The organism is Streptomyces sp. NPDC001351 (assembly GCF_042896045.1).
Classification (GTDB): Bacteria; Actinomycetota; Actinomycetes; order Streptomycetales; family Streptomycetaceae; genus Streptomyces.
In genome coordinates, this window is the sequence record NZ_JBIAWS010000001.1 from 214,952 (window position 1) to 239,702 (window position 24,751).

Annotated in this window: 27 protein-coding genes; 17 read left to right on the forward strand and 10 right to left on the reverse strand. The window is 69.4% G+C overall.

All coding sequences use genetic code 11. The features are described 5' to 3' along the window. Positions 1-66: 66 nt before the first annotated feature. Positions 67-567: a GNAT family N-acetyltransferase gene (locus ACFY1U_RS00915; protein WP_390692008.1), complete on the reverse strand. Its 501-nt coding sequence runs from the start codon at positions 565-567 to the stop codon at positions 67-69. 276 nt (positions 568-843) lie between these two features. Here ACFY1U_RS00915 and ACFY1U_RS00920 point away from each other — a divergent pair, with 276 nt between their 5' ends. The 12 genes from ACFY1U_RS00920 to ACFY1U_RS00975 all read left to right on the forward strand — a co-directional run bounded on the left by ACFY1U_RS00920 (position 844) and on the right by ACFY1U_RS00975 (position 11,134). Next, positions 844-1,638: an SCO2525 family SAM-dependent methyltransferase gene (locus tag ACFY1U_RS00920; RefSeq protein ID WP_390692009.1), complete on the forward strand. Its 795-nt coding sequence runs from the start codon at positions 844-846 to the stop codon at positions 1,636-1,638. A gap of 67 nt (positions 1,639-1,705) precedes the next feature. Continuing rightward, the gene (locus ACFY1U_RS00925) at positions 1,706-3,559 is read left to right on the forward strand and encodes an SCO2524 family protein (protein WP_390692010.1); all 1,854 of its coding nucleotides are present in this window, start codon (positions 1,706-1,708) and stop codon (positions 3,557-3,559) included. 4 nt (positions 3,560-3,563) lie between these two features. Beyond that, positions 3,564-4,481 (forward strand): SCO2523 family variant P-loop protein, encoded by a 918-nt coding sequence (locus ACFY1U_RS00930; protein ID WP_123965000.1) that lies wholly within the window; start codon positions 3,564-3,566, stop codon positions 4,479-4,481. After that, a complete protein-coding gene (locus ACFY1U_RS00935; protein WP_390692011.1) occupies positions 4,478-5,464 on the forward strand; it encodes an SCO2522 family protein in 987 nt (328 codons plus the stop codon). Before ACFY1U_RS00930 ends, ACFY1U_RS00935 begins: the two co-directional genes overlap by 4 nt. A gap of 1 nt (position 5,465) precedes the next feature. Then, entirely contained in the window at positions 5,466-6,437 is a 972-nt protein-coding gene (locus ACFY1U_RS00940) for an SCO2521 family protein (RefSeq protein WP_390692012.1), read from the forward strand. Positions 6,438-6,516: 79 nt separating this feature from the next. Then, entirely contained in the window at positions 6,517-7,509 is a 993-nt protein-coding gene (locus tag ACFY1U_RS00945; RefSeq protein WP_390692013.1) for a DUF6879 family protein, read from the forward strand. Positions 7,510-7,870: 361 nt separating this feature from the next. Next, positions 7,871-8,086, forward strand: coding sequence for a hypothetical protein (locus ACFY1U_RS00950; protein ID WP_030933991.1), 216 nt, complete (start codon positions 7,871-7,873; stop codon positions 8,084-8,086). A 15-nt stretch (positions 8,087-8,101) separates the two neighbouring features. Further along, on the forward strand, positions 8,102-8,725 hold the full coding sequence (locus tag ACFY1U_RS00955; protein WP_390692014.1) for a DUF1266 domain-containing protein: 624 nt from the start codon (positions 8,102-8,104) through the stop codon (positions 8,723-8,725). A 27-nt stretch (positions 8,726-8,752) separates the two neighbouring features. Further along, positions 8,753-8,908, forward strand: a complete 156-nt coding sequence (locus ACFY1U_RS00960) for a hypothetical protein (RefSeq protein ID WP_390692015.1) — start codon at positions 8,753-8,755, stop codon at positions 8,906-8,908. Further along, positions 8,905-9,651, forward strand: a complete 747-nt coding sequence (recO, locus tag ACFY1U_RS00965) for a DNA repair protein RecO (RefSeq protein WP_344402374.1) — start codon at positions 8,905-8,907, stop codon at positions 9,649-9,651. The genes ACFY1U_RS00960 and recO overlap by 4 nt, the downstream gene beginning before the upstream one ends. Before the next feature lie 42 nt (positions 9,652-9,693). Continuing rightward, complete coding sequence (locus tag ACFY1U_RS00970) at positions 9,694-10,542, forward strand: isoprenyl transferase (RefSeq protein ID WP_390692016.1); 849 nt, start codon at positions 9,694-9,696, stop codon at positions 10,540-10,542. A 58-nt stretch (positions 10,543-10,600) separates the two neighbouring features. Beyond that, on the forward strand, positions 10,601-11,134 hold the full coding sequence (locus tag ACFY1U_RS00975; protein ID WP_390692017.1) for a YcxB family protein: 534 nt from the start codon (positions 10,601-10,603) through the stop codon (positions 11,132-11,134). 4 nt (positions 11,135-11,138) lie between these two features. Here the strand turns inward: ACFY1U_RS00975 and ACFY1U_RS00980 are convergent, their stop codons facing one another. From ACFY1U_RS00980 to ACFY1U_RS00995, 4 genes are all read right to left on the reverse strand, one after another. Further along, complete coding sequence (locus tag ACFY1U_RS00980) at positions 11,139-11,558, reverse strand: Fur family transcriptional regulator (protein WP_390692018.1); 420 nt, start codon at positions 11,556-11,558, stop codon at positions 11,139-11,141. A gap of 61 nt (positions 11,559-11,619) precedes the next feature. Continuing rightward, positions 11,620-12,522, reverse strand: a complete 903-nt coding sequence (locus tag ACFY1U_RS00985) for a metal ABC transporter permease (protein ID WP_390692019.1) — start codon at positions 12,520-12,522, stop codon at positions 11,620-11,622. A gap of 10 nt (positions 12,523-12,532) precedes the next feature. After that, complete coding sequence (locus ACFY1U_RS00990; protein WP_390692020.1) at positions 12,533-13,306, reverse strand: metal ABC transporter ATP-binding protein; 774 nt, start codon at positions 13,304-13,306, stop codon at positions 12,533-12,535. A gap of 17 nt (positions 13,307-13,323) precedes the next feature. Beyond that, complete coding sequence (locus ACFY1U_RS00995; protein WP_390692021.1) at positions 13,324-14,283, reverse strand: metal ABC transporter substrate-binding protein; 960 nt, start codon at positions 14,281-14,283, stop codon at positions 13,324-13,326. A gap of 150 nt (positions 14,284-14,433) precedes the next feature. Here ACFY1U_RS00995 and ACFY1U_RS01000 point away from each other — a divergent pair, with 150 nt between their 5' ends. Continuing rightward, positions 14,434-15,816, forward strand: a complete 1,383-nt coding sequence (locus ACFY1U_RS01000; protein ID WP_390692022.1) for a glycine--tRNA ligase — start codon at positions 14,434-14,436, stop codon at positions 15,814-15,816. 63 nt (positions 15,817-15,879) lie between these two features. Here ACFY1U_RS01000 and ACFY1U_RS01005 read toward each other — a convergent pair whose 3' ends face one another. Next, a complete protein-coding gene (locus tag ACFY1U_RS01005; RefSeq protein WP_390692023.1) occupies positions 15,880-16,989 on the reverse strand; it encodes an endonuclease/exonuclease/phosphatase family protein in 1,110 nt (369 codons plus the stop codon). A 233-nt stretch (positions 16,990-17,222) separates the two neighbouring features. On the opposite strand from ACFY1U_RS01005, the gene ACFY1U_RS01010 reads away from it, so the two are divergent. Continuing rightward, positions 17,223-17,834 (forward strand): LysE family translocator, encoded by a 612-nt coding sequence (locus ACFY1U_RS01010; RefSeq protein WP_390692024.1) that lies wholly within the window; start codon positions 17,223-17,225, stop codon positions 17,832-17,834. A gap of 3 nt (positions 17,835-17,837) precedes the next feature. Here ACFY1U_RS01010 and ACFY1U_RS01015 read toward each other — a convergent pair whose 3' ends face one another. Further along, on the reverse strand, positions 17,838-18,887 hold the full coding sequence (locus tag ACFY1U_RS01015; protein ID WP_390692025.1) for a chitinase: 1,050 nt from the start codon (positions 18,885-18,887) through the stop codon (positions 17,838-17,840). 162 nt (positions 18,888-19,049) lie between these two features. Here ACFY1U_RS01015 and ACFY1U_RS01020 point away from each other — a divergent pair, with 162 nt between their 5' ends. Then, the gene (locus tag ACFY1U_RS01020; RefSeq protein WP_390692026.1) at positions 19,050-20,060 is read left to right on the forward strand and encodes an aldo/keto reductase; all 1,011 of its coding nucleotides are present in this window, start codon (positions 19,050-19,052) and stop codon (positions 20,058-20,060) included. A gap of 25 nt (positions 20,061-20,085) precedes the next feature. Beyond that, positions 20,086-20,694, forward strand: coding sequence for a TetR family transcriptional regulator (locus ACFY1U_RS01025; protein ID WP_390692027.1), 609 nt, complete (start codon positions 20,086-20,088; stop codon positions 20,692-20,694). A 69-nt stretch (positions 20,695-20,763) separates the two neighbouring features. On the opposite strand, the gene ACFY1U_RS01030 is transcribed toward ACFY1U_RS01025, so the two are convergent. From ACFY1U_RS01030 to ACFY1U_RS01040, 3 genes are all read right to left on the reverse strand, one after another. Next, positions 20,764-21,912: a serine hydrolase domain-containing protein gene (locus ACFY1U_RS01030; RefSeq protein WP_390692028.1), complete on the reverse strand. Its 1,149-nt coding sequence runs from the start codon at positions 21,910-21,912 to the stop codon at positions 20,764-20,766. An 85-nt stretch (positions 21,913-21,997) separates the two neighbouring features. Further along, entirely contained in the window at positions 21,998-22,213 is a 216-nt protein-coding gene (locus ACFY1U_RS01035; protein ID WP_390692029.1) for a hypothetical protein, read from the reverse strand. A gap of 109 nt (positions 22,214-22,322) precedes the next feature. Then, the gene (locus tag ACFY1U_RS01040; RefSeq protein ID WP_390692030.1) at positions 22,323-23,750 is read right to left on the reverse strand and encodes an MFS transporter; all 1,428 of its coding nucleotides are present in this window, start codon (positions 23,748-23,750) and stop codon (positions 22,323-22,325) included. 101 nt (positions 23,751-23,851) lie between these two features. Here ACFY1U_RS01040 and ACFY1U_RS01045 point away from each other — a divergent pair, with 101 nt between their 5' ends. After that, positions 23,852-24,742 carry a helix-turn-helix transcriptional regulator gene (locus ACFY1U_RS01045; protein WP_390692031.1) on the forward strand — a complete coding sequence of 297 codons (891 nt, stop codon included), beginning with the start codon at positions 23,852-23,854 and terminating at the stop codon, positions 24,740-24,742. Positions 24,743-24,751: the final 9 nt, after the last annotated feature.

The window sequence follows — 24,751 nt, forward strand, 5'->3', positions numbered from 1 at the left end:
TGGCCGGCATCGAGGCGACGCGTCACATCACCAGGACGCGGATCGAGGTGCGGGTGATCCCCCGGTTCACAGCCCCAATGTCATGATCAACCGGTCCTCCCCGGGCCCGAAGTAGCCCTTGCGCACCCCGCCCTCCAACGAGAAGCCCAGCGACCGGTACAGCGTGATCGCGGCCGCGTTCGTCGGTTCCACCGTCAGGCGGACCTGGTGGACGCCCTCGGTGCGCAACCGGCGTATCACCTCGAGCATCAGCCGGCGGCCCAGCCCGCGTCCGCGCAGTTCGGGGGTGACGGCGAGGCTCTTGATCCAGTTCACATAGCCGTCCGAGGTGGTGACGAACAGGACGTAGCCGTGCAGGCTCTGTCCGTCGTCGAGGACGAGGATGCGGTCGCCGTGGATGTCGTAACTCTGGCGCAGCTCGAAGTAGTGGTACGGCTCCTCGGGGAAGGCCTCCCTGTCGACGCGATGCAGTTCGGGCAGGTCGGCCTCGACGACGCCCCTCATGGTCAGGGGGCGGTCCGTGCGGTCGGCCGTGGAAGGAAAACGTTTCTCTGGAAGAGCCGTCATACCGCCCCCTGCGGGTTGGGAGTCAAGGGCACGTTGACACCCGTACGGGTGGTACGGGTGAGACGCCTGTTGTCTGCCTTTCTGGTGTGTTCGGCAGAGTTCCGACCATCTTGAGCGGGACAATCCGGCCGTTCAAGGCCGGATCAGGCCGCGCGAATGCATTCGCCACGGTGCGCCCCCAGTGCGCCCCGTCCCCCTGCCGGGGACATGACGTAATTCTCGGGACATTGACCGCAGGGGGATCCGGAGGGCCTCCGGTGTTGGTACCGTAGGTAAATGACCTTGAGATCGTCGGGGGATGCCCAGGTGAAGAATGCGGACGCGCCCTGGGACTCATTCGACCCGATCGCCTACGTTCGGCACAACTACCGCTTCTTACAGGCGGAGGACGAGGAGATCCTGCATATCATTCGGGGTCATTTCGGCGGCCATTTCCGGAAGCAGGGCGTCGGGCCGGTTTACGGCATCGACGTGGGCGCCGGGGCAAATCTCTATCCTGCGCTCTCCATGCTGCCCTGGTGCGACGAGATCACCCTCTTCGAGCACTCGCTCGCGAACGTGGAGTATCTCTGGCGCCAGGCGGGCGGCTACGACGAGAACTGGGACCCGTTCTGGACCGCCCTGTGCGAGCACGAGGCGTACGGCTCCCTCCACTTGGACCCCCGCGAGCGGTTCCGCAAGGTCGTCAAGGTCGAGCACGGCAACATCTTCGGGCTGGAGCGCTTCGGCGGGCGCTGGTCCGTCGGGACCATGTTCTTCGTCGCCGAGTCGATGACCACCTCCCGCCAGGAGTTCGACCTGGGGGTCAAGCGCTTCATGTGCGCCCTCACCCCCGGAGCTCCCTTCGCCGCCGCCTTCATGGAACATTCGAAGGGCTATCACGCGGGGGATGAGTTCTTCCCGGCCTGTGACGTGGGAGAGTCCGAGGTCCGTGCGAGCCTCGCGCCATTCGCGGGCGACTTCGAGGTGCAGCGGCTCAAGTCTGCCGCAGGTGTGCGCGACGGGTATTCGGGAATGATCCTGGCCTACGGTTGGCGGCGGAATACGGACGCAGGCATTCCGGCCGTCTGAAAATCTTCACAACAGAAAAGGGTCATTCCTCAAATGACGGCAGTGCGGCCTGTGTGAGGGGCATGGGATGCAGATCAAGCCACGCCAGCATTTGCTGGACATCTGGCAGGCCATCGCCCGCCACTCCTTCGAGCGGGAGCAGTGGGCCTGGGGCGAGTGGGGCGGACAGAGCAGCGTCGCCGACGCCGAGCGGCTGCTCTGCCTGCTGTACCCGGCCACGGAGATCCCCGCGTTCCGTCTGGACGACCCGGACACCACGCAGGAGGACGTCCAGCAGGCCCTGAGGAAGGCCGGTGGACGGCTCGACCTCCCCGCCAACCTCGTCAAGGCCGCGTCCGAGTTCATGCGCACCCACACCGGCGACGACAAGACGCCCACCTTCGCCGGGGGTTACTACTTCGGATCCCAGGACAAGGCCCAGGGGGAGCCCACCGAGGAACAACGCCAGCTCGGCGTGGTCGACTCCTTCTCCATGTCGATCACGCTCTGCCTGGCGACGCTCGGCTTCCTCAAGGTCTACGAGACCAGGACCAGACGCAGCGACATCCAGGAGACGATCGCCGAGCTGCGTTCGGCCACCAGCAACCGGCTCACCGCCGCCATGGTGAGCCTGCTGCGCTCCTTCACGGTCAACGCCTTCGACGCCGACTCCGCCCAGGGCCGCAACCTGGTCGAACTCCTCGGCCAGGGACGGCTGTCGCAGCGGCAGGTACTGAACATGTACCAGAGCCGCTTCCGCGCACTGCGCGCCGCGATCGTGGAGAGCCTCACCCTCGGCATCGACGTCCAGGCGGGACTCAAGGACGAGAACCAGTTCTTCGAGTGCGGCTGGTCGTGGAGCCTGGTGAAGGACGCACCCGAGGTCGAGACCGACGAACCCATCGGCTTGCAGCCCAAGGGCGCCGCCGACCCGGTGCCGTACCTCTACTTCACGGTGGTCGCCCTCGACGGCATTCAGGACCTGTTCTCCGACCGCACCCTCACCCTGGGCCTGCTCAACACCGAACAGCAGAAGCTCGCCGAGGCGCTCCGGCTGCGCTGGGAGCTGACGCAGCAGTACTGGTCGGGCATCGCACGCTTCGACCCCGAGCGCTGGCCCCTGGAGGACATCCCCTGGCGTACGACGGGTCAGGAACTGGAGTCCGAGTACTTCTCCCTCTCCGTCGCCGCCATCCTCGTCCACGACCTGATGCGGCGCCGGGCCACCGACGACGACCTGGCCCGCACGGTCACCGTCATGGAACGCCTCGCCGAACGCGGCCGTATCACCAGCCGTATGACACGCGACGACCGCACGGTCTTCGAACTGCACAACGCGGGCGTCAAGCTGCCCCTGCAGGGCAGCGAGCGGCTGGGCCCGCCGATGACGTGGTCCCTGCACGACTTCTCGGCGCAGCTGCTGAAGCGCACCATCCAGCTGCGCGCGCTCTCCCGCAACCTCGACTCGCACGACCGGCTGCTCAGACTCGCCGAGGACGTCTTCGACCACATGTGGCGCCGCCGTATCCGCGAGGGCGAGGGCACCGGCCTGTGGGACTACGTCCACGCCGCCTATCCCGAGGCGGAGATCGTCACCCGCCGGGTGCCGGTGTCGTGGAACATCACCGAGCGCGTCGCCGAGGTGATGGTCCAGGTCCACCAGATGTACCGGCAGCCCCCGGTCCGCAGTCTCGAACTCACCGAGCTGGCAGGGGCGTTGCTCAGCGAGTCCGCCCATCTCCTGGGCAACGAGCAGATGGAAGCCGCGCCCAGCGACGACGGCCGGCACGGCATGCAACTCAGGAACATCGAGGTCAAGCTGCGCCGCGCCCGCAGTCTCCTCGACCAACAGCCAGGCACCGCCTACGCGCTGGCGCTCGACGTGCTGGGGCAGCTCGACGCGCTCACCCGGGCTCGCGAAGCCGCGGCCCAGGGACGGTGACCGCGTGCTGATCTTCGCCGCCTCCGACAAGGGGGGCACGGGCCGCTCCGTCACCAGCGCCAACCTCGCCTACCACCGTGCGCTGGCCGGGGACGACGTGTGCTACCTGGACTTCGACTTCGGCTCGCCCACCGCCTCGGCCGTCTTCGACGTGGCCGACGCCCGTGCGGCCGTCGAGGACCGCGGCCTGCACTCCTACCTGATAGGGGAGGTCGGCGAGCCGGAGCGCATCGACGTCTGGGCCAGGACCGAGCACCAGGTGCTGCGCGACCCGCCGCCCGGCTGCGGCCGGCTGGTGCTGATGCCCGGCGACGTCAGCGGCGGCGAGTTCGCCACCACCGGCGACCACGTGCGGCTCTGCGTCGACCTGCTGATGAAGCTGTACTACGAGTTCGACCTGGTCGTCGTGGACCTCAGCGCCGGCCGCTCCTACGCCGTCGACATGGTCCTGGAGGCCACCGCGCAGCCCGAGATGCGGGAGATCACCGCCCGCTGGCTGGTCTTCCACCGCTGGACCCGCCAGCATGTGGCGGCCGCCGCCGGCCTGGTCTTCGGCGAGCGCGGCATCGTCGCGGGCGGTGTCGACCGCGGTCACGAGGAGGAGGCGCTGCGCGGCGCCATCCGCTTCGTCCGGGCCGCCGTACCCGACCCCGAGTCGCCGCTGTGGTCGCAGGTCTCGCCCACCCAGTCGGCGTGGATGCGCAAGACCGACAGCGACCTCAAGCAGCTCGCCTCCACGCACGGCATCGGCTACAGCCAGGTCCTCGGCTCCATTCCCCTCGAACCGGTCCTGCAGTGGCGTGAGCAGCTCATCACCGACGAGGACGTGCTCGACAGCCAGATCGCCAACATGGAGACCTGGCGGGCGCTGAACCAGCTGGCCGCCCGGCTCACCGACGACAAGTACTGGGAGCAGGCGTGACCGAGGCCGTCTTCCGGGAGACCACGGCGGAGCTCCGCACCCAGTCCGTGCCGCTGTCCCACCTCTCCCTGGAGCTGGGCCACCTCTACATGGAGGACTTCGAGGCAGGCCCCGAGCGACTGCGCGAGCACTTCGCCGAGGTACGGCTGTGGGTGGACGCCGCCCGCGCCTCCGCCGCCCGCCGCACCGGCGGCAAGCGCCCCCGCATCAGCACCTGTTTCCTCATCGACGACTACTTCACGCGCTTCTCCACTCCCGCCGAACTCGTCCCCCTGGTTCTCAAGGAGGCCGAGAAGGCCGGCCTGGTCATCGACTACCTGGCCCGCGAGTCGGGCTGCGCGGTCGCCGACCGCATCGAACTCGCCGAGTCCGTCATGCACCGCCTGGTCGAGTCGCCGCCGCCGGGCAGCTACGGCTCCCGCCCGTCCGTCAGCCAGACCGGCTGGCTCGCCAACGGACAGCGCACCCCCACCACCAAGCGCGCCGCCCTCGGCGAGGTCAGGGGCTGGCAGCCGCCCCAGGAGACCGCGGCCCGCAACCACTCCGTCTTCATGGACGTCGAGCTGTGGTCGGAGAAGGACGGCCGGCGGCTGTGGTCCTGCCCGTTCCTGGCCGCCGTATGGCAGCTGGCCAGGCTCGGACTGTTACGACACCTCGGTGATCCGGTGCTCGTCCCGCGCCCTTGGAACGGCGAGGACTTCCCGCAGGACTGGGACCGGCTGCCGCCCCTGCTCCAGCTCAACCCGCAGGCCGCGGCCTTCAGCGCCTACCGCACCTGCACCCTGATGCCGAACCGTTTCCTGGCCGTCGAGGACGCCGTGCGGCTCATCCTCGACCAGACGGAAGTCGACTCCGGGGCGCTCCGGCAGGTCGCCGAGCGCTCGGCCCGGGAGGGCCTCGCGGTCCCGGCCGCGGTCGCCCAGCGCGCGACGTACGTCTTCTACGAGGAGCCCGTGGGCGCCCTTGCCACCGAGGGGCCCTGACATGACGACGGCCCTCGGACAGCCCGCGCGCCCGGTCCTCGCCTGTGGTGAGGTGCGCACCTGTCTGCTGCCGTCCTTCCAGGCGCTGGACGGCAGGGCCGCCGCCCAGCTGCTACGGCTGCGCGCCGACGAACACGTCCGGGTCTCCGAGCGGCCCAACCTGTACGCCCTGTCCCCGGAGGTGCTGACCGGGGTGGACTGCCGGCTGCCCACCTCCAACGGCGCCAAGGTCCGGGCCGTCGGCACGGTCGCCACCCGTGTGGCGCTCACCGAGGGCCGTCTCCTGCAGTCCACCGCGTACTTCAGCGCACCGGCCGCGGGCCCCGACACCCGCCGCCCCTGGGGGCACTACCTGGTACGGCCCGGTGTGGTCGAGCCCTTCGGCAAGCTGCCCGAACAGGCCACCGCTCAGGGTGTGCTGAGCGGTGCCGGGCGCGGTGAACTCGACCTGGGGATGATCGCCGAGTCCCTGCTGACGCGGCTGCTGCGCCACCCGCTCCTCGACCGCAAGGTCCCCTTCAAGTCCCGTCGGACACATCTGCGTTGGGCCGCCCGCCGGATCCCGGCGGGCGAGCGGGCGGAACTGACGCGGTTCACCCTGGCCGAGAACGGGCTGCGGACCGTGGAGCTGCGGCTGCCGGAGGACACACCGGTCTCCGCGGCCGCGGGTCTGTGCGAGGACCTCGCGCTGCACGACTGGCTTTTGACGACGGTGGTGCACATGCTGGACAGCAGTCGGCTCGCCGCGGCGGACGGGCGAGCGGCGGTCCAGGCGCTGCGTCCGGCCGTCGACCATCTGCTGCACCTGTGGATGCCGCACGCGCAGGTGGACCGCTCGCTGGTCCATCTGTGGGAAGTGCTGGAACGGGAACCGGGGTTCACACGCCAGTGGCAGAACCTGGTCCAGCGCATCCGGGACCAACTGGCCGTCCAGGCCATACAGCTGCCGCACCAGGCACTGAGCACGAGCTGAGGGGCGGCACCAACCACATACCCGACGGGGGAGAGACATGAGCGGAGCGTCGTTAGGGTCCGGGGACAACGGAGCGGGCATGCAGCGGCAGGGCATACCCAAGCTGTTCTGGAAGATCCTGATCACGGCGTCGGCGGCGGGCGGCGCCTTCCTGCTGACCATCCTGCTGAACGGCGACAACAACGACATCTGGCAGTGGGTGGCGTCCATCGTCCTCGGCAGCGCCACGCTGATCGTCCAGTACCTCGTGGACTTCGGGGAGCGCCTGGAGGTGGTCGAGGAGAGCCAGCGTCACCACATCGAGGACATGAAGCGGAGCCTGGCCAACCACCACGCGGAGATGCGGACCGCGGTCGACCAGAGCTTCGCCAAGATCAACGAGGCGACGGAGCTGTTCAGCAAGGTGGACGGCTCCGTCCTGCGCTCCGAGGAAGTGACCCGGCTGGTCAAGGCGTACACCCAGGTCGGTGACGAGGCACCGGGGATCGTCAAGAGCTTCGCCGAGGAGGAGCTGAAACGTCTCGCCGAGCTGATGGAGGACCTCATCAGCGGCAGAGCGGACTCCTCCTTCGAGAACCACGAGTGGCTGATCGACCTCGCCCTGTGCGTCAAGAAGACCCTCTACGCCACCAGCACCACCGTCGACCGGGACTTCTGGTCCAGCGAGCCCGCGAAGCGGTACCTCAGCGCGCAGGAGAAGGCCATCAAGACCCGCGGTGTGGAGGTCCGGCGGCTGTTCCTGGTGGACGAGCCGGAGGAGGTCACCGAGGCCCTGGAACAACTCTGCGCGCGGCAGCGCAGGTACGGCATCGACGCGCGTATAGGCGTGCAGTCGCAGCTGGATCCGGGCGGCACGGTGATGGACTTCATCATCTTCGACGGGGAGCTGAGCTACGAGACCCGGCCGGACAATCACGTCAGGCCGGACATGACGATGCTGAGGATGAAACACGAGCACGTCGAGGACCGCGTCAACCTGTTCAACGAGCTGTGGGCGGCGACGGAGCCGGACCACGAGCCCGAGCCGGAACAGGGGAACGTCCGCCGCCGGCTGCGCCGTGTGGCCGACTGACTGCTTTCTCCGTATAGGCGGCAGGTCGCGCCCCGTCGAACTCCGTCAACCGCTCGAAAATACCGTCGGTTTTGCAGGGCCTGGTCAATGCGCATCGCGATATCGGGCTGAGGCTTTTCGAAAGGCCTGCTCGAACTCCCGGATTGCGGACCGTGACGCGTGCGAAGCGTTGGCCATGGCCCAACCGCCTCTCCCTGGCCAGCACTTGTGGAGCACAGACTCCAGCTGAGTGTAGGCGCAGCGGCACACGCCGGAGACGAAAAGCGTGAAACTCAAATGGAAAGGGGAGCACGCTGTAGGCGCAACGAACACGGTGCCCGCAATTATGAGTCGTGTTCGTTACGGTCGTTAAGGAGAGGAAATGAAACCGCCCGTCGGGACTCATGTCGTGGACACGCGAACTGGAAAGGTGGGAATCGTCATGGGGCACGAAGGGCCGTACGTGCAACTGAGACCGTACGGGGGCGGCCGGGAGTGGGACGCCGATCCCGCCGCCGTGCGCGGGGCCACCCAGGCGGAGCGGCTGAGCGCGGCGACCGCGTACGCCAACGCCCGCAGCCGGGGTGAAGTGCCTTGAGTAAGGTGCGGGCGCATGAGTCTGTCGAGCATCTGGAGCTGGCGCAGGCCGCGGGCCGCGCGGCGCTACCCCGACCCGCTCACGGCGCACCAGCTGTGGATGGTGTCGCTGAGCGCGCCGGTCAGCCGGGACCGCAGCGCCTCGCGGACCACTCTGTACCCGTTCACGCGGATCGATGACGACGGTGCCCGCAGCTGGCTGGCCGGGCAGTGGGAGATCACCTCGCGCGCCGAGCTGACGGACCGGCTGGACGGGTTGTCGCGCGGCGGCTACCGCGCCCGGGCCCAGCAGCTCCTCGGCGTCTCGCCGCTCGCCTGGGACGCCGCCCTCTACGCCGACATAGCCCGGCTCGGCTTCGGATGCGGGATGATCACCGAGGCCGAGGCCTGGACCGCGCTGAAGAACATCGTGCCGGCGGTGGTGGGGACGTACGCCTCCTGGCAGGAGTACGCCGATCACTACCTGCTGGGGCGGACCGTGTGGCGGGACGGGCTGCGCGGCACCCGGGACGCGGCCTTCCCCGCCCCGCAGTCCGCCGCCGACGCCCATCTGCGCGCCCTCCTGAACCCGGCGAACCGGACCAGCCCCTGGAACCTGGCCCCCTGGGACACCATCAGCCACCCCGACCGTCCCCGCTGAGCCCCGCCGTACGCGAGAATGGACCTCATGAGTCTGTTCCGCGACGACGGCATCGTGCTGCGCACCCGGAAGCCGGGTGAGGCGGACCGGATCATGCTGCGTGACTGCGGGGGGCACGGCGTCCGACTGCCGCTGCGCGGCGGGCCGCACCCCCAGCCGAAGATCCGCGGCGGTGCGCGATGAGTCTGTTTCGGGATGACGGCATCGTGCTGCGCACCCAGAAGCTCGGTGAAGCGGACCGCATCATCACCTTGCTCACCCGGGGGCACGGCCGTGTGCGTGCCGTGGCCCGTGGTGTCCGGCGCACCAAGTCCAAGTTCGGCGCCCGCCTCGAACCCTTCTCCCATGTCGACGTGCAGTTCTTCGCGCGCGGGAGTGAGCTGGTGGGCCGCGGCCTCCCCCTCTGCACGCAGAGCGAGACCATCGCGCCGTACGGCGGCGGGATCGTCGCCGACTACGCCCGCTACACCGCGGGGACCGCCATGCTGGAGACCGCCGAGCGGTTCACCGACCACGAGGGCGAGCCGGCGGTGCAGCAGTACCTGCTGCTGGTGGGCGCCCTGCGCACCCTCGCCCGCGGCGAGCACGCCCCGCACCTGGTCCTCGACGCCTTCCTCCTGCGCTCCCTCGCCGTCAACGGCTACGCCCCCACCTTCAGCGACTGCGCGAAGTGCGGAATGCCCGGGCCGAACCGGTTCTTCTCCGTGGCCTCCGGCGGAGCCGTCTGCGTCGACTGCCGGGTGCCCGGCAGCGTCGTACCCTCGCCGCAGACCCTGGAACTGCTGGGCGCGCTGCTTACGGGAGACTGGGAGACTGCGGACGCATGCGAGCCGCGGTATGTCAGGGAGGGGAGCGGGCTGGTGTCCGCTTATCTGCACTGGCATCTGGAGCGCGGGCTGCGTTCACTGCGTTACGTGGAGAAATAAGCCCGCGCATCACAAGCAAGCCGAAGAGGAGACGAGAAGCACATGGTCGTACGCGGGATCCTGGGACGCCAGCGCCGCGAGTACAGGGCACCGGAGCCGCACCCGTCCGGCGCCCGCGCGCCGAAGCTGCCGGGCGAGCTGGTCCCGAACCATGTGGCGATCGTCATGGACGGGAACGGCCGGTGGGCGAAGGAGCGCGGGCTGCCGCGCACCGAGGGCCACAAGGTGGGCGCCGAGCGCGTCCTGGACGTGCTGCAGGGCGCCGTCGAGATGGGCGTCGGCAACATCTCGCTCTACGCCTTCTCCACCGAGAACTGGAAGCGCTCGCCCGAAGAGGTCCGCTTCCTCATGAACTTCAACCGGGACTTCATCCGCAAGACCCGCGACCAGCTCGACGAACTCGGCATCCGGGTGCGCTGGGTGGGCCGTATGCCCAAGCTGTGGAAGTCCGTCGCCAAGGAGCTCCAGGTCGCGCAGGAGCAGACCAAGGACAACGACAGGCTCACGCTGTACTTCTGCATGAACTACGGCGGGCGGGCCGAGATCGCGGACGCCGCGCAGGCGCTCGCCGAGGACGTGAAGGCGGGGCGGCTCGACCCCTCCAAGGTCAACGAGAAGACCCTCGCCAAGTACCTCTACTACCCGGACATGCCGGACGTGGACCTGTTCCTGCGGCCGAGCGGCGAGCAGCGCACCTCCAACTACCTGCTCTGGCAGAGCGCATACGCCGAGATGGTCTTCCAGGACGTGCTGTGGCCGGACTTCGACCGCCGCGACCTGTGGCGCGCCTGCGTCGAGTTCGCCTCCCGCGACCGCCGCTTCGGCGGTGCCGTCCCGAACGAGGAGCTGCTCGCCATGGAACGGGACATGCAGGGCGGCCCGGCCACCTGAGGAGACCGGCCGGAGCTGGTCATCTCCTGGCCGAAAAGCACCTGTACGATCCCGCCTCATGGTCATGGACATGGGGCGGGACGCCGAACAGGGAGTGGTGGAGCTTTCGTATCAGCCGGTCGCGGGGGATTTCGCGGAGGCACTGCGGGAGCGCAGGCGGTTCAACCGGGCGGGGAAGATCCAGCGGTGGGCGGTCCGCTTCATCGCCGTGGTCTTCGCCATCGAGATCGCGGGTGCGCTCGCCGGGGGACACGTCGACTGGTTTCCGGTGATCTACCTGCCGCTGTTCACAGGACTCCTGCTCCTCAAGCCGCAGTTGCAGGCCCGTACGGTCGTCAAGATCGCCGCTCGCAACGGCACGTACCGCGCGACGGTGACGGACGCCGGGCTGACGATGACGACCGACAACAGCACGACGTCGGTCAAGTGGGCCGCGCAGCCCCGCTACCGGGAGACCAAGGACGCGTTCTACACCTACAGCGACGACAAGAACGCCACCTGCTTCACGGTGCTGCCCAAGCGGGGCCTGCAGAGCCCCGCGGACGCGGACCGGCTGCGGGAGATCCTCGACCGCAACCTGACCCGCGTCTGAGGGCTCAGTTCTTCTGCGTGGCCGCGCACTCCGCGCACGTACCGAAGATCTCCACCGTGTGCGCCACGTTGACGTACCCGTGCTCCGCCGCGATCGCCTCCGCCCACTTCTCCACCGCGGGGCCCTCCACCTCGACCGCCTTGCCGCAGACGCGGCACACGAGGTGGTGGTGGTGTTCCCCGGTGGAGCAGCGGCGGTACACGGACTCGCCGTCGGAGGTGCGCAGGACGTCGACCTCGCCGGCGTCGGCGAGGTTCTGAAGGGTGCGGTAGACCGTGGTCAGGCCGACCGAGTCGCCCTTGTGCTTGAGCATGTCGTGGAGTTCCTGCGCGCTGCGGAACTCGTCGACCTCGTCGAGCGCCGCCGCCACAGCGGCACGCTGCCGGGTGGCGCGGCCCTTCACGGGCGGTCCAGCGGTCGTCACCGGTTGCCTCCTCCTACGTCTGCGCTTGCCGGGCCATTGTGCCAGCCCGGCCTGTGCGCAGTCAGACGCCGACCTTCCCCTCGGGGGCGCGCGCGGCCGGAATTGCACACTCCGCCGGGTCACCGGCGGGCTGTCCGGCCGCTGCGGCGCGGGCGCGGCGGCGGGCCAGCGGGGCCGCCAGCGCGGTCAGCGCCATGAAGGCCGCGATGGTCAGCAGCACGATGGTCGCGCCGGGCGGCACGTCCTGGTAGTACGACGTGATCGTGCCGCCGATGGTCACGGAAACCCCGATCGCCACGGCGATCGCGAAGGTCGCCGCAAAGCTGCGGCTCAACTGCTGCGCCGCCGCCACGGGCACCACCATCAGGGCGCTCACCAGCAGCAGGCCGACCACCCGCATCGCGACCGTCACCGTCACCGCCGCCGTGACGGCGGTGAGCAGGTTCAGGGCGCGCACCGGAAGGCCCGTCACCCGCGCGAACTCCTCGTCCTGGCTGACGGCGAAGAGCTGCCGGCGCAGACCGAGGGTGACCAGCACCACGAAGCCCGCGAGCAGGCAGATCGCCGTCACGTCCGACTGCGAGACGGTCGACAGCGAGCCGAAGAGGTACGAGGTCAGGTTGGCGTTGGAGCCGCCCGGCGCGAGGTTGATGAACATCACGCCGCCGGCCATACCGCCGTAGAAGAGCATCGCGAGGGCGATGTCGCCGCGGGTGCGGCCGTACCAGCGGATCAGCTCCATCAGGACCGCGCCGAGCACGGAGGTGAGGGTCGCCATCCAGACCGGGGACGCGGAGAGCAGGAAGCCGAGGCCGACGCCCGTCATGGCCACATGGCCGATGCCGTCGCCCATCAGGGCCTGGCGGCGCTGTACGAGGTAGATGCCGATCGCCGGGGCGGTGATGCCGACGAGGACGGCGGCGAGCAGAGCCCGCTGCATGAAGGCGAAGTCGAGAAAGTCCATTACCGATCCATCAGCTCAGCAGGCCGGTGCGCGCGGGCGTGTGCTCGTGGGGGTGTACGTGGTCGTGGCCGGGCAGCGCGTGCTGGCCGACGGCGTGCGGGGGCGGCCCGTCGTGCAGGACGCAGCCGTCGCGGAGTACCACCGCGCGGTCGATGAGGGGCTCCAGCGGCCCGAGTTCGTGCAGGACGAGCAGCACCGTCGTACCCGCCGAGACCTGCTCCCGCAGCGTCCGCGCGAGCACCTCCTGGCTGGCGAGGTCCACGCCCGCCATCGGCTCGTCCATGATCAGCAGTTCGGGTTCGGCGGCGAGTGCGCGGGCGATCAGCACGCGCTGGTGCTGGCCGCCGGAGAGGGCGTTCACCGAGTCCTTGGCCCTGTCGGCCATGCCGACCAGCTCCAGGGCCCGCCGTACGGCCGCGTGGTCCGCCTTGCGCAGCACACCGAAGCGGGCCCGGGACAGCCGCCCCGAGGACACGATCTCGGTGACGGTGGCCGGGACGCCGCCCGCGGCGGTCGTGCGCTGCGGCACGTACCCCACCCGCGCCCAGTCCCGGAACCGCCTGCGCTCCGTGCCGAACAGCTCGATCGCGCCGGCGCTCAGCGGCACCTGGCCGATGATCGTGCGGATCGCGGTCGACTTGCCGGAGCCGTTGGCGCCGAGCAGCGCGACGACCTCACCGCGCGCCACGGTGAGGTCGATCCCGCGCAGGACGGGGCGCGAGCCCAGGTCGGCGCGGACCCCGCGCATCGCTATGACGGGCTCGTCCGGTGCGCCCACGCCCATGTCGTCCTCCATAAACGTCATTTGGATCCCAGGGCCGTCTGCAGCGCCTTGAGGTTGGCCTCCTGGACCGAGAAGTAGTCCTTGCCGCGGGACTTCGACGTGATGCCCTCGATCGGGTCGAGGACGTCCGTCTTCAGTCCGGCGTCGGCGGCGATGGTCTTCGCGGTCTTGTCGCTGACGAGCGTCTCGTAGAACACGGTCGTGACGCCGTCGGCCTTCGCCATCTTCTCAAGGTCCTTCACACGGGCGGCGCTCGGCTCGGACTCGGGGTCGAGGCCGTTGATGGCCTCCTCGGTCAGGCCGTAGCGCTCGGCGAGATAGCCGAAGGCGGCATGCGTGGTGATGAAGACCTTGGACCTGGAGCCCGAGAGGCCGTTCTCGAACTGCGTGTTGAGCGCATCGAGCTTCTTGACCAGCGCCGCGGTGTTCTTCTTGTAGTCGGCCGCGTGCGCCGGGTCCGCCTTCGCGAAGGCGGCGCCGACCCCCTTGGCGATCTGGGCGTACCTCACCGGGTCGAGCCAGATGTGCGGGTCGAGGCCGGCCAGCTCCTCGTTCTTGGAGCTGTCGTGGGAGGCCGCGTGGCCGCCGACCTCGTTGCCGTGCTTCTCCAGGGAGGTGAGGGAGGCGGCGTCGATCTTCGTCTTGACCTCGGACTGGGCCACCGCGTCGTCGACGGCGGGCTGGAGGTTCTTCAGGTAGAGCACCGCGTCGGACTCCTGGAGCTGCGCGGTCTGCCGGGCGCTGATCTCCAGGTCGTGCGGCTCCTGCCCGGGCTGGGTCAGGTTGGTGACGTGCACATGGCTCCCGCCGATCTGCTCGGCGAGGAACTCCAGCGGGTAGAACGACGCGACGACGTCGAACTTTTCCGTGTTGCCCGCGGCGGCGCTCTCACCGGAGCAGGCGGAGAGGGTGGTGAGGCCGAGGGCGGCGACCGCGGCCGTGGCCGCGGTGGATATGAGGCGTCGTCGTACGTTCATGACAGTCATTTTCAACAAATATGGAAACCGTTGTCAACAAACATCTGATGGGAGACGGATTTGATTGAGGGGGAGCCCGCGCCGGTACCCTGAAGCATTCGCTCTGAAGCGTCTCGCTTCGTCGCCCGTCGTCGTAATGAAGAGAGCACCGTGGCCGCCGACAAGATCGACACCATCGTCAGCCTGAGCAAGCGCCGTGGCTTTGTATTCCCGTGCAGCGAGATCTACGGCGGCCAGCGCGCCGCCTGGGATTACGGACCGCTGGGTGTCGAGCTCAAGGAGAACCTGAAGCGTCAGTGGTGGCGCTACATGGTGACGTCGCGCGAGGACGTGGTCGGTATCGACTCGTCCGTGATCCTGGCCCCCGAGGTCTGGGTCGCCTCCGGCCATGTCGCCACCTTCACGGACCCGCTCACCGAGTGCACCTCCTGCCACAAGCGGTTCCGCGCGGACCACCTGGAGGAGGCCTACGAGGCGAAGAAGGGGCACCTCCCGGAGAACGGCCTGGCCGACGTCAACTGCCCGAACTGCGGCAACAAGGGCCAGTTCACCGAGCCCAAGCAGTTCTCGGGTCTGCTGTCGACGCACCTCGGCCCGACGCAGGACTCCGGTTCGATCGCCTACCTGCGTCCTGAGACCGCACAGGGCATCTTCACCAACTTCGCCCAGGTGCAGACCACCTCGCGCAAGAAGCCCCCGTTCGGCATCGCGCAGATGGGCAAGTCCTTCCGCAACGAGATCACGCCCGGCAACTTCATCTTCCGTACCCGCGAGTTCGAGCAGATGGAGATGGAGTTCTTCGTCAAGCCGGGCGAGGACGAGAAGTGGCAGGAGTACTGGATGGAGCAGCGCTGGAACTGGTACACGGGCCTCGGTCTCCGTGAGGAGAACATGCGCTGGTACGAGCACCCGGCGGAGAAGCTCTCCCACTACTCCAAGCGCACCGCCGACATCGAGTACCGCTTCCAGTTCGGCGGCAACGAGTGGGGCGAGCTGGAGGGCGTCGCCAACCGCACCGACTACGACCTCTCCTCGCACTCCAAGGCCTCCGGCCAGGACCTCTTCTACTTCGACCAGGAAGCCGGCGAGCGCTGGACCCCGTACGTCATCGAGCCGGCGGCCGGGGTCGGCCGGGCGATGCTCGCCTTCCTGCTCGACGCCTACGTCGAGGACGAGGCGCCCAACGCCAAGGGCAAGATGGAGAAGCGCACGGTGCTGCGCCTGGACCACCGCCTCGCGCCCGTGAAGGTCGCGGTGCTGCCGCTGTCCCGCAACCCCGAGCTGTCCCCGAAGGCCAAGGGCCTCGCCCAGGCGCTGCGCCAGCACTGGAACATCGAGTTCGACGACGCGGGCGCCATCGGCCGCCGCTACCGGCGCCAGGACGAGATCGGTACGCCGTACTGCGTGACGGTCGACTTCGACACGCTGGACGACAACGCGGTGACGGTGCGTGAGCGTGACTCCATGAAGCAGGAGCGCGTGTCGCTGGACCAGATCGAGGGGTACCTGGCCGGGCGCCTGCTGGGCTGCTGACGTCCGCTTCACTCCAGGCCCGTCCTCCGGCCGACCCTGTCGGCCGGAGGACGGGCGTTTTCGTCACACCGCCACGTCCACGTAGAGCGCGGCGTGGTCCGATGCCTCGTCGATCTTGGTCTTGACGGTATTGAAGTGGTTCGAGTGGGCGAAGATGCCCCGCGTCTCCAGGCCCACGTTCTGCACCTTCTCCCACAGCGCGGGCGACAGCATGATGTAGTCGAGCTTGTCGCTTCTCTGCTTGCAGCTGCCGTGGGTGCCGAGGTCGTCGCCCTGGTAGGAGGGGTGACTCATGACATCGCGCAGGCCGGCGTCCAGCAGCGTTTCGACCGGCTTGCTGTCCGGGGTGTCGTTGAGGTCTCCGGCGACCACGACGTTCGGGGTGCGCTCCAGCGCGGCCCGGTAGATCTCCGCGACCCGCTCGGCCTGGTGCAGGCGCAGCTCCGGGTCGTCGTTGAACTTGCTCTTGAGGTGGTTGCCGAGGAGCACCAGGCTCTCCTGGTCGAGCTGGATCTCGTACTCGGGACAGTCACGGCTGAACAGGTGCTTCGTCGGGTCTTCCGGGTCCGGGTCGAAGAGGTGCGGACGCACGGAGGTGACCGGGAAGCGGGTGAGGATCCCGATGTCGATGCCCCGCGGGTCGTTGCCGTCGATCAGCAGATCGACGGGGTACGGCTGCCAGCCCGGGCCCAGAACCTGCTCGTTGAAGCGGTCCAGGGTGAGCCGGTCCTCGACCTCGGGCGTCAGGAGGACTTCGGCGTTCACCTCTCTGACGACCCGCCCGGTGTTGCTGACCGCGGCCATGTCCAGGTCGTCCTGGCCGAGTTCGGCCCAGCCGGCCCACTTCGCCCGGCCGCCGGCGAGGATCGGCAGCTCCGTCGGCTCCGTCCCCGGCGGGGGCGTGTCGAAGAGCCCGCTCTTCTTGCCGGGGCGGTTCTGGTTGACGTAGATCAGCGGCGGGTTCACCGGGTCGCTGCTGTACGCCCGGTGCTTCAGGATGAGCTCCGAGATCTTCTGCTTGTCCTTGTCGGTGTACGTCTCCTTGTCCAGGAGAGCGACCAAGGTGTCGAAATCGTCGAGGACCTCCTTGCGCCTCGTCGCGTCCGGAAGGCGGAACACGGAGGGGCGGCGGAAGAGGTTCTCGGTGTTGAACGTGCCGATACGGACGGCCATCGCGGCCTCCCTGGGCGGCGCTGGATCACCGCACGGCCGACGGCAGGCGCCGCCGGGATGACTGCACGCCGGCAGCTTCCATTCTCTGGGCGGCCGGGAGACGTGTCGAACGGAGCGGCGGACCGCACATCAATACCCCGCATCAATCCTGTTGCCCGACGGGCGATTGGTCCTGTTGCCCGGTGGGCGATTGGTCCTGTATCCCGGTCCACGGCGACGACAGGGTGGCCCGCATGAGCCTCGCCTTCCTCCTCACCACCCTCGTCGTGGTCGCCACTCCCGGCACCGGTGTCGTCTACACCCTGGCCGCCGGTCTCTCCCGCGGCCGGCGTGCGAGTGTCGTCGCCGCCTTCGCCTGCACACTCGGGATCGTGCCGCACATGCTGGCCACCATCACCGGCGTGGCCGCGCTGCTGAACGCCGGCGCCGCCGCGTTCCAGATCCTCAAGTACGCCGGTGTCGCCTATCTGCTCTACATGGCGTGGGCGACGGTGCGGGACAAGGACGCGATCGCCGTCGAGCAGGAGACCGCGCCGCTGTCCGCGGGGCGCGTCATCGTGCGGGGCGTGCTGATCAATCTCCTCAACCCCAAGCTGACGATCTTCTTCTTCGCGTTCCTGCCGCAGTTCGTGAACCCCGGCGAGCCCCGCGCGCTGCCGCGGATGCTGGCGCTGAGCGGTGTGTTCATGCTGGCGACGTTCGTGGTGTTCGCCGCGTACGGCGTTCTCGCGGCCTCGGTCCGCAGCCACGTCACCTCCCGACCGAGGGTGATGACGTGGCTGCGGCGCAGTTTCGCGGGGTCGTTCGTGGCGCTGGGGGCGAAGCTCGCCCTCACCGCGAGGTGAGACTCAACGGCCTTGTAGGGCCTTGACGTTGTCGCCGAACGTCCAGTTCTTCGAGCCGTCCCAGTTGATCGACCAGGTCATCAGGCCCTTGAGCGAGGTGCCGTAGTGCTTCCAGGCCTGGGAGACCTGGGACGGTGACATGTAGCCGCCGCCCGCACCCGACTGGGCCGGGAGACCCGGGACCTGCTTGTCGTAGGGGACCTTCACCGTCGTGCCCTGCACGACCAGGCCCTTGTCGAGGCAGTCCGTCTGGGCGGTGAAGCCCTGGACGGTGCCGGCCGAGTAGGAGTCGCCGGAGCAGCCGTACATGCTGCCGTTGTAGTACTGCATGTTCAGCCACCACAGGCGGCCGTTGTCGGCGTACTTCTTGATGATCGGCAGGTATGCGCCCCAGATCGAGCCGTAGGTGACGCTGCCCCCGGTGACGTAGGCCGTCTCCGGGGCCATCGTCAGGCCGAAGTTCGCCGGCATCCGCGCCAGCACGCCGTCGATGATGCGGATCAAGTTGGCCTGGGAAGTGGAGAGTTGGGTGATCGAGCCGCTGCCCACGAGGCCCGTCTCGATGTCTATGTCGATGCCGTCGAAGTTGTACTTCTTCAGGATCGGGACGATCGTCGCCACGAAACGGTCGGCCACCGCCTGTGAGCTGAGGTCGATGCCGGCCGCGGCTCCGCCGATCGACAGCAGGATCGTCTGCCCGGCCGCCTTCGCCGCGCACATCTGCGCCGGGGCCGCCACCTTGACGCCGCTGTCCATGCCGTCCTCCCACAGCGCCGTGCCGTCGGAGCGGATGACCGGGAACGCCGCGTTGATCACGTTGTAGCCGTGCGTCGGGATGCGGGAGTCGGTGATGGGCGTCCAGCCGAAGGGCGGGTGGACGCCGTTGGCCGAGCCGTCCCAATTCTCCCAGTAGCCCTGGAGGACCTTGCCGGCGGGGCGGGACTTGACCGCGCAGGTGTCGGTGGCGGCGGAGGCGGTGGGGGCATTCGGGAGCTGGCTCAGACAGAGGGTGGCGAGCGCGGTGGCGAGCAGGCTCAGGGGGCGGCGGAGCATCAGGCCTCCCGGTGGGGGATCGGTGAGGTGTCGTAGGTGTCGCAGGCATGACAGTGCTCTGGTCCAGACCTTTCGTCAATAGGTCTGGACCAGGCGGAAGCGGCTGGCAGAGTTGGAATGACAGATATTGAAATCTGTCAGCTGTCATGCCAGGGTGGAGGCATGACGATGCGAACCCGAAACCTCGGAACCACCGGCCCCCAGGTCTCCGCCCTCGGCCTCGGCTGCATGGGCATGTCCGGCATGTACGGCGAGGCGGACCGCGCCGAGTCCATCGCCACCATCCACGCGGCCCTGGAAGCCGGCGTGACCCTGCTCGACACCGGCGACTTCTACGGCATGGGCCACAACGAACTGCTGATCAGCGAGGCCCTGCGCACCGCTCCGCCCGCCCTGCGGGAGAACGCGCTGCTCAGCGTGAAGTTCGGCGCCCAGCGCGGCCCGGGCGGCGAGTGGTACGGCTTCGACGGCAGCCCGGCCGCCGTGAAGACCTCCGCCGCGTACTCCCTCCAGCGCCTCGGCGTCGACCACATCGACGTCTACCGCCCCGCCCGCCTCGACCCGGACGTGCCGATCGAGGAGACCGTCGGCGCCATCGCGGAACTGGTCGAGAAGGGGTACGTCCGCCACATCGGCCTCAGCGAGGTCGGCGCGGACACCATTCGCCGGGCCGCCGCCACCGCCCCGATCGCGGACCTGCAGATCGAGTACGCGCTCATCTCCCGCGGCCCCGAGCGGGAGATCCTGCCCACCCTGCGCGAACTGGGCATCGCCGTCACCGCGTACGGCGTGCTCTCCCGCGGCCTGATCTCCGGCCATGTCACGCCCGGCCAGGAGTACGCGGCGAACGACTTCCGCGCCCACTCGCCCCGCTTCCAGGGCGACAACCTCCAGCACAACCTCAGCCTGGTCGAGTCCCTGCGCAAGATCGCCGAGCAGAAGGGCGTCTCCGTCGCCCAGATCGCCATCGCCTGGGTGCTCTCCCGGGGCGAGGACATCGTGCCGCTGGTCGGCGCCAAGACCCGCGAGCGGCTCGGCGAGGCACTCGTCGCCCTGGACGTGATCCTGGACACGGCCGACCTCGCCGCCATCGAGGCCGCCGTACCCGCGGACGCGGCGGCCGGGGAGCGGTATGCCCCCGCCCAGATGGCCATGCTCGACAGCGAGAGCTGATCACCGTGCCGGGTACCGTCTAGCCATGCCTGCCACCAGCGAGATCCTGACCGCCGAGCGCATCCTCGAGGCGACCGAGGAGGTGCTGCGCCGCCACGGCCCGGCCAAGGCCACCGTGGTCGACGTGGCCCGCGCGCTCGGCGTCAGCCACGGCAGCGTCTACCGCCACTTCCGTACGAAGGCGGCGCTGCGGGAGGCGGTGACCAAGCGGTGGCTGGACCGTACGACTCAGGAGCTGGCCGGCATCGCCGCGGACGCGGAGCGGGACCCGCAGACGCGGTTGCGGGAATGGCTCGCGGCGCTCTTCGCGGCCAAGCGCCGCAAGGCGGGCGGGGACCCCGAGCTGTTCGCCACCTACTCGGTCCTCGCCGGTGAGGCGGGGGAGTTGGTCAGCGGCCATGTCGCCGAGCTGACCGGTCAGCTGACCGGGATCGTGCGGGCGGGGGCCGAAGCGGGGGTCTTCGCTGTCGCGGACCCCGTGACGGCCGCGCGCGCCCTGTTCCAGGCCACCGGCCGCTTTCATGACCCGGGTTATGCCAAGGAGTGGGAACGGCCGGGGGTGGAGGGGGAGTTCGAGGCGGTGGTGGATCTGTTGGTGCGGGGCCTGCGGCGCTCTCCGCAGGATGGGCAGTGACGGGTCGTCGATCGTCTGCGGGCCCGTTGTGGCTGGTCGCGCAGTTCCCCGCGCCCCTATGGGGGCGCGTCAGCTGCCCGCCACGCAGCCCCAGAAGTCCCGCATCACCGGTGTCGGTGTCGGGTTTGTCATTGATGCCTGGGTGAGCAGGATCGCCACCGTCCCCGTGGCCGGGATGATGTGGGCCGTTGTGCCGGTGCCGCCTACCCAGCCGTAGCGGCCGGGGACGTTCCAGGGGTCTGCCGGGGTGACGTCGACCTGGCCGCCGTAGCCCCAGCCCTGGCCCTCCAGGAAGAGGGGGGCCGCGTCTCGCTGTTCGGCCGTGAGGTGGTTGGTGGTCATGCGGCTGACCGAGGTGGGGGAGAGGAGCCGGTGGCCGGCGGGGCTCGTGCCGGCGTTCAGGAGCAGCCGGGCGAAGGCGAGCCAGTCGTCGGCCGTGGAGACGAGGCCCCCGCCGCCGGAGTGGAAGCGCGGGACGCGGCTCCAGTCGCCGTCCGGGGCGTCCACCAGACGGAGGGTGCCGTCCTCGGCCGGGGCGTAGGACGAGGTGAAGCGGTGCCGTTTCGAGGACGGGGCCTCGAAGGCCGTGTCCCGCATGCCCAGCGGTTCGAAGATCCGTTCAGCGAGGAACTCGGGGAGCGTACGGCCCGACGCCCGGGCGATCAGGATGCCCTGCAGATCGGACGAGGTGCCGTAGAGCCAGGCCTCACCCGGCTGGTGGAGCATCGGCACCTGGGCGAGGAGGCGCAGCCAGGTGTCGTGGTCCGGCCAGCCCTGGAGGCTCCGGCCGTCCTTCTGCACCGTGAACAGGGACTGCACCGCCGGGAGCGAGAAGTCGGCGGGGAAGCCCCAGCCGGTGCGGGAGCTGAGCAGGTCCTCGACCGTGATCGGGCGGGCCGCTGGGACCACTTCGTCGACGGGGGCGCCGGGGGTGCGGACCACGAGCGGCTTGGCCAGTTCCGGCAGCCACTCCTCGACCGGTGAGTCAAGACCGAGCAGCCCGTCCTCCACCAGCATCAGCACCGCCGCCGCCGTGATCGGCTTGGTGATCGAGGCGATACGGAAGAGGCAGTCCCGGGCCATCGGGGCGGTGCCCTCGGTGTCCACCGAGCCGACGGTCACCACCTCGACGTCGTCGCCGCGGGCCACCAGGGCGACGGCCCCGGGCACGGAGCCGTCGTCGACGTGCCGTCGCAGGGTGTCGTACAGAGTGCTCATCGGTCGGCCTTCCGGTCTGGGCGGTCGTCCTGAGTACGACTCCCGGGACGGCGGAAAGTCATCGGGCCGCCCGCTGCCGGGAGCCCTACGCCTCCGACGCCCCCGCCGGATCCACCGTCGCCTGGTGCTCCTCCGCCAGATGCTCCTCCGCCTTCAGCCAGGGCAGGAACTGCGCACTCTTGCGCCAGCCGCACGTGTCACATCTGATCATGCGCTGCGCGCCCTTGCGCTGCACTCGGACGATGTGCTCGCGCCCGTGCTGGTCCCAGCGGCTCACCTTGCTCGTGTTGATCTCCAGCATGATGTCTCGCCTCCGGCACAGGAGTGTGCAGCAAGACCAACATCAACAGGGACTTCCGCGCGGCGAGTTGACCAAGCCGTGGCCGATTCCACACAGGATCGCGCGGGCGTCAGCCGATGGTGCGCGGCAGGCGCAGGCTGAGCAGGCAGGTCAGGGCCACACAGCCCAACTGGGTCAGGAGCGTGGTGACCAGGGCGTCCCGCATGCCCAGCCCCGGGACCAGGGACAGGAAGAGGGTGCCGAGGGCCGCCACCCCGAGCGCCAGGGACGACTGCTGGGTCGTCATCATCACGCCGCTGCCGACACCGGCCCTCGCGGGCTCCACCTCGGAGAGCACGACCCGGAAGATGATGGGGAGTTGGAGCGCCTGACCGGCGCCGGCGAGAGCCGCCCCGGGGAGCAGTTCGACGAAGCCGAGGTCCGGCCAGGCCCGCCAGGCGGCCAGCGCCATCAGGCCGATGCCCGCCCCCTGGATCAGCGCACCGGCGGTCACCACCCGGGTGCCGTACCGCGCGACCAGCCGCGGCCCGGCGAGCGAGACGAAGAAGAAGACGACGGCCATCGGCGCCAGCGCCAGCCCCGCCGGGACCGGCCCGAGCCCCGCGCCCCGCTGCAGCGCCACCGCGACGACGAACATGAAGCCGCTGAAGCCGACGCCGAACGGCACGATCATCACCAGACCGCGGCGGAGCGAGGTGAGCTCGAACAGGCTGGGCGGGACGAGCGGCGTACGGCCCTGGCGGTCCGCACGGCGCTCGACCGCGTAGAACGCCGCCGCGACGAACGGGAACGCCGCCAGCGACAGCCACGTCCACAGCGGCCAGCCCGCGGAACGGCCCTCGGTGAGCGGGGCCAGCAGCGTGAGGAGGGAGGCGGTGAGCAGGACGGTGCCGGGGACGTCGACCGGCTCCGGGTGCTGGGAGCGGGTCTCCGGGACGGCGCGGGCGGCGAGGACCAGACCCGCGATCACGACGGGCACGTTCACCAGGAAGACCGAGCGCCAGCCGGTTCCGGCTATGTCGGCCGCGACCAGGACCCCGCCGAGGATCTGCCCGGCCACCATGGACAGCCCGGCCGTGGCGCCGTACAGGCCCATGGCCTTCGCCCGCCGCTGTCCCGAGGTCGCCGCCTGGATGGTGGCGAGGACCTGCGGCAGCATCGCGGCGGACGCCGCGCCCTGCGCGACCCGCGCGGCGACCAGGGACCAGGCGTCGGGCGCGAGCCCGCAGGCCAGCGAGGTCAGCCCGAAGGCCGCCACACCGCCGAGGAAGAACCGCCGCCGCCCGAACAGATCGCCCAGCCGTCCCCCGAGGACGAGCAGGACGGCGTACGCGAGCCCGTACCCCGCGACGACGAGTTCGAGAACGGCCTCACTCGCGTGCAGATCCCTGCCGATGGTCGGCAGGGCGACATTGACGATGAAGAAGTCGATGAGAGGAAGTGCCGCTGCCAGCAGCACGGTGAAGAGTCCGAGCCCGCCGAGCGAGGGTGGCGCGGCCGGCGAGCGGACGGTGCGTGTAGCGATGGTTTCGGTCACGCCTTCGAGCGTGCGCCCGCTCTCAAGCTGGTACCAGAGTCTCCTTATCCTGGTAGAAGAACCACCTGGAAACAGTGTCCGCAGGGCGGCAGGCTGGAGGCATGGCGACGATGGCTCAGGTGACGACCCAGGAGACGGCGGCCCCGCGCTCGCGCGGCACGGGCGCCGAGGTGCGGCGCCATGAGCTGGCGGCCTTTCTGCGCAGTCGCCGCGAGCGCATCACCCCGGAGGAGGTGGGGCTCCCGCGCGGCCGCCGGCGCCGCACGCCCGGTCTGCGCCGTGAGGAGGTCGCCCAGCTCTCCGCGGTCGGTGTCACCTGGTACACCTGGCTCGAACAGGGCCGTGACATCCAGGTCTCCGTCCAGGTTCTGGACGCCCTCGCCCGCACCCTGATGCTCGACGCCACCGAGCGCGCCCACCTCTTCCAGCTGTCCGGCGCGGTGGACCCGACACCGGCCCTGCTGTGCCCGTCGGTGACACCCGCTTTGCGGGCCATGCTGGAGCAACTGGAGCCGTATCCCGCCAGCATCCAGAACAGCAGGTACGACATCCTCGCCCACAACCGCACCCTCGGCCTGCTGCTGTGTGACCTGGAGGCGGTGCCGCCCGAGGACCGCAACTGCATCCTGCTGTCCTACACGAACGACGACTGGCGCAACTCGATCGTGCACCTGGAGGACACCCGCCGCCTGATGGCGGCCCGCCTGCGCGCCGCCATGGCCGGCCATCTCACCGAACCCGCCTGGAAGATGCTCCTCAAACGGCTCCGCGAGTACCCGGAGTTCTGCGAGGCCTGGGAGCGCCACGAGGTGGTCGTCGCCCACAGCAAACGCAAGGAGTTCCTCAACCGCCTGGTGGGCCGAGTGGTCGTGGACCAGTCCGAACTGTGGCTGGGCCCGGAGCTGGGGTCGCGGATGGTGACGTACGTCCCGGCGGACGAGGAGTCGAGGGAGCGGCTGGAGAGGCTGCACGAGATAGCGCTGGGAAGGTGAGCGCCCCAA